Origin of the sequence: Candidatus Marithrix sp. Canyon 246 (assembly GCF_001723685.1) — a bacterium.
Lineage (GTDB): Bacteria > Pseudomonadota > Gammaproteobacteria > Beggiatoales > Beggiatoaceae > Marithrix.
On the sequence record NZ_MCBX01000030.1, the window covers coordinates 1 to 4,563 of the forward strand.

The 4,563-nt window shown below is 34.4% G+C and carries 5 protein-coding genes; all 5 read left to right on the top strand.

Annotated elements, in window-relative coordinates:
* Nucleotides 1-323: ABC transporter permease (locus BHU68_RS12095; RefSeq protein ID WP_171900407.1), on the top strand; the 323-nt coding region annotated here is incomplete at its 5' end.
* A 17-nt stretch (nucleotides 324-340) separates the two neighbouring features.
* Nucleotides 341-499, top strand: coding sequence for a hypothetical protein (locus tag BHU68_RS17355; protein WP_171899571.1), 159 nt, complete (start codon nucleotides 341-343; stop codon nucleotides 497-499).
* Nucleotides 500-657: 158 nt separating this feature from the next.
* A complete protein-coding gene (locus BHU68_RS12105) occupies nucleotides 658-1,014 on the top strand; it encodes a helix-turn-helix transcriptional regulator (RefSeq protein WP_083234303.1) in 357 nt (118 codons plus the stop codon).
* Nucleotides 1,004-2,230, top strand: a complete 1,227-nt coding sequence (locus BHU68_RS12110) for a type II toxin-antitoxin system HipA family toxin (protein WP_069471882.1) — start codon at nucleotides 1,004-1,006, stop codon at nucleotides 2,228-2,230. Before BHU68_RS12105 ends, BHU68_RS12110 begins: the two co-directional genes overlap by 11 nt.
* 432 nt (nucleotides 2,231-2,662) lie before the next feature.
* On the top strand, nucleotides 2,663-4,563 hold a 1,901-nt coding region (locus BHU68_RS12115; RefSeq protein WP_069473737.1), incomplete at its 3' end, for an InlB B-repeat-containing protein.

The window sequence follows — 4,563 nt, forward strand, 5'->3', positions numbered from 1 at the left end:
GACAAATGCTTGGCACCTTGGAAGCTTTGTTGGTAACTCAAACAGAGATTCCGGTTATTTTGATTGCTTCATCTATTTATAGTTTTATTTGGGCAACTATTAAATCAGTAATTTATTTATTACTAGGCGTGCTATTATTCGATTTAGATTTAAGTAATGCCAATTTTATTGGTGTTGCTGTCATGCTGTTATTGACTATTACAGCCTTTAGTGGTTTTGGAATTTTAGCTGCTAGTTTTGTAATGGTATTAAAAAAGGGCGATCCTATCAATTTTATATTAAGCAATTTGTCTAAGCTTTTAGGGGGTTTTTATTACCTGTGACTTATGTGCTTGAGGGTATGCGATTAGCATTTTTACAAGGTTATACTATTTCACAGTTGTTGCCTAATATTATTGTATTAGGCATCTTTTCTTTGATAATGTTGCCGATTAGTATTTGGATTTTTTCTAAAGCAGTGCAAAGGGCAAAACAGGATGGCACACTTACACAGTATTAATAACTGATAAAATTGACAGGAATCAAGGTGCGTAACATCAGTTATTAAATATATCATACTAACTTATTTTCATCCATTACAAATTATTTTTAGATTTAGCTTCAAAGATACATAGCAATAATGAATAATGTTGATTATAATGATCACATAATACACTAATGATGCTTATAATCAACATGAATCGAAAACGCATAAAGCCACTATCAAAACGTGCAGAAATAGTTTTACAAGTCTTAGGCGGAATGATTAAAGCTGGGCGTATTGAACGTAATATGTCACAAGCTAATTTGGCTGAACGTGTCGGTGTGAGCCGCTATACAATCAGTTTATTGGAAAAAGGAAATCCTAATGTAGGAATTGGTACTGTTTTAGAATCTGCAATTATTGTAGGTATTCCTATAATGGAAGATGATGTACGGCAAATGACTAAAGTATCTCAAGCTATTGCCAATTTAATCGAAATTTTACCCTCAAAACGAGTTGGCAAAAAGGTGGAACTTGATAATGACTTCTAATTTAGATGCTTTTGTTTGGATATGGTTGCCTAACTGTTCTGAGCCAGTCGTTGCTGGAAAAATTAACTTTCAACAAGGCAAATACCATTTTATTTATGCTAAATCTTATTTACAAAATCAGAACGCAATTTCTTTATCTCCAATAGAGTTACCTTTGCAAGGTTCAACTTTTGAACCAGAAGGTATTAATGAAATTCATTCTTGTTTGAGAGATGCAGCACCTGATGCTTGGGGCAGGCGCGTATTGCATTATAAGTATTCACAACAGAATTTTAATGAAGTCGATTATATGTTGTTATCTAGCAGTAATCGAATTGGGGCATTGGATTTTCAACAAAGTAATCAGACTTATACGGCTAGAGATTCATCTGTAGTTCAATTAGAAGATTTATTACAAGCGGCACAATTAATAGAAGCAAGGTTGCCACTTCCGCCAGAATTAGATCACGCATTATTACATGGAACTAGCGTAGGCGGCGCAAGACCAAAGGCATTAATTGGTGATAAGCATAAACAATATATTGCTAAATTCAGTTCATCTACTGATCATTATGATATAGTAAAAGCAGAATATGTGGCAATGAAATTAGCGCAACTTGCTGATATTGATGTAGCTAATGTTGAATTAAAACGTTCTTTAGCTAAAGATATTTTACTGGTAGAACGCTTTGATAGAATCATACAAGGTGATTTTATTGAACGCCGCTTAATTTTAAGTGGTTTAAGTTTATTGAAATTGAATGAAATGGAAGCTCGTTATGCGAGTTATCCTCAACTTGCTGAAGTTATACGTCATAATTTACCAAATGCAGAATCTTCTTTGCATGAACTTTTTAGGCGTATTGTTTTTAATATTTTGATAGGTAATACAGATGATCATGCGAGAAATCATGCCGCTTTTTGGAATGGAATTACATTAACTTTAACACCAGCTTATGATATTTGCCCACAAAACAGAACTGGACAAATAGCCAGTCAGGCAATGAATTTAGAAGGAAAACAAGGCAATCATTCGACTTTGGTCAATGCACTATCTATTTGTCATTTATTCATGTTAGAACCACTTGAAGCTAAAGACATTATTCATAAATTAATATCGGTAATAAATGATAATTGGGTGAATGTTTGTAATGAAGCTGAATTAAGTAAAAATGAACGTGATAATTTATGGCAACGCGCTGTTTTTAATCCTTATTGTTTTGATAATTGGATGTAAGCTATAACTACATGGATTGCATATAAGCATGGATTTATTATTTAAGTTTGGTAGTTTTGTAACTTGGGTTACTTAATAACTGATGTTACGTATTTTCATTCCTGTCAGGTTTATCGGTTGCCCCTGAAAGGGGCTGACATACTAGCCTAGGGCAACGCCCTAGGATTGGTTGATTTTGAATTTAAGCCCTGAAAGGGCGTGACATAATGTATCGCCCTTTCAGGGCTTAACATCACACCTCATTCCTAGGGCGTTGCCCTAGGCTGGTATGTTATCCCCTTTCAGGGGAACAGGAAGTTCAATGTGTAACATTAGTTAATAATTCAATATTTAATTTTTTATAGTTTTATGATATACTCATATACTATTAGTAAGGCTTAACTAAATTTAAATTACCTTACATAAGTTATATAGCTATATATGAGGATTACTATGATAATTAAATGCTATAAACCCTTGAGCAACTGGCTCAATTGGGTAGTATTAATCTTGATGATGGCAATAAGTCCAATCATACAAGCGGCAACTGACTGCGATGCAGTCACTGAAATTTCTAAAGGCGAATGTGAATCGTTGTTAGAACTTTATAATAGTACTGATGGGGCTAATTGGAAAAATAATAGTGGTTGGAATGTTACAAATACGCCTTGTAGTTGGCATGGTGTTAGTTGTAGTAATGGTGGTGTTTCTAGGATTTCTCTAACCAATAATGAGCTAAAAGGAAGCACTCCCGATTTCAGTGCTTTGCCTAAATTAACACATCTTTATCTTTATAGTAATCAACTAAGCGGCAGCATTCCCAATTTCAGTGCTTTGCCTAATTTACTGGAACTTTTTCTCGACAGGAATCAACTAACAGGCACCATTCACAATTTTAATGCTTTGCCTAATTTACAGGAACTTCATCTCCACAGCAATCAACTAACAGGCACCATTCCCAATTTTAATGCTTTGCCTAATTTACAGAGGCTTTATCTCGAAAACAATCAACTAACAGGCACCATTCACAATTTTAATGCTTTGCCTAATTTACAGGGACTTTATCTCTACAACAATAAACTAACAGGCACCATTCCCAATTTTAATGCTTTGCCTAAATTAGAGGATCTTTCTCTCCACAGCAATCAACTAACAGGCACCATTCCCAATTTTAATGCTTTGCCTAATTTACAATATCTTCGCATCAATAATAATCAACTTTGCAAAGACAAAAACACAAATTATGGTAACTGGCAAACTAAAATAAATAGTTTTCCAGATTGCCCAACTTCAGAACCTCAAACACATACCTTATCAATATCTTCAGGAAACGGTGGTAACATCTCAGGTTCTACTAAAGAGAATTATAATGCTGGCGAAACCGTAAATTTAACCGCAACCCCTGAACAATGTTATAAATTTACTGCTTGGGGCGGTGCTTGTAGTGGAACTAGTTCCAGTTGTCAATTAACTATGGATAGTAATAAACCAGTTACTGCCAATTTTGAAATTCAATCATTTAAGCTTAATATTAGTTCAGATAATGGCAATGTTGAACGTCAACCTAATAAGACTATTTATAATTGTGGTGAAACAGTAAATTTAACCGCAAAACCAAATCAAGCTTATAAATTCAAAGCTTTCCGTGGTGATGCTAATGGCTCCAATCAAAACATTACAATTAATATGGACGCTAATAAGAATATTACTGCTATATTTGAACCAGTAACTTCTCAGCCTACAACAAGCACTAATGAAAAATATGCCATAATCATTGCAGCCAGCGGCGCACATAAACAAAATAGCCTATTTCCTTACAGCAACGATTTAGCATTACGCATGTATAGAACTTTATTTAGCAGAGGTTATAAACATGAAAATATCATTTACATGAATCCCCACAAATGGCAAGATTTACATGGAAGTGGTAGAGATGCAAAAATTGTTGATTATGAACTATTTCAGCCACAACAAGAATTAGAAACAGCGTTTAACACTGCCGCTAATGCAACTAAGCAATTTGTCTTTTATATACATGGACATGCTCAAAAAGACAGTCTGCAAATAAATCGTGAATATTGGTTGTCAGCAAATCAGCTACAACAACAATTAAACAAAATTGCTGCTGAACAAATTATCATAATAGATACCTGCTACAGCGGCTCATTCATAAATGACATCAGCGGCACTAAACGAACAATATTAACCAGTTCCGACGCTGAAAGTCTTGCATGGAACAATTCAAAATTTTCTGAGACACTAATTCCTGCATTACGCCGAGGTTATGATATAAACACAGCCTTTTTAGCAGCAGTAGCAGAAATAAAAAGCAAACAAGTTCCACAATTAGATGA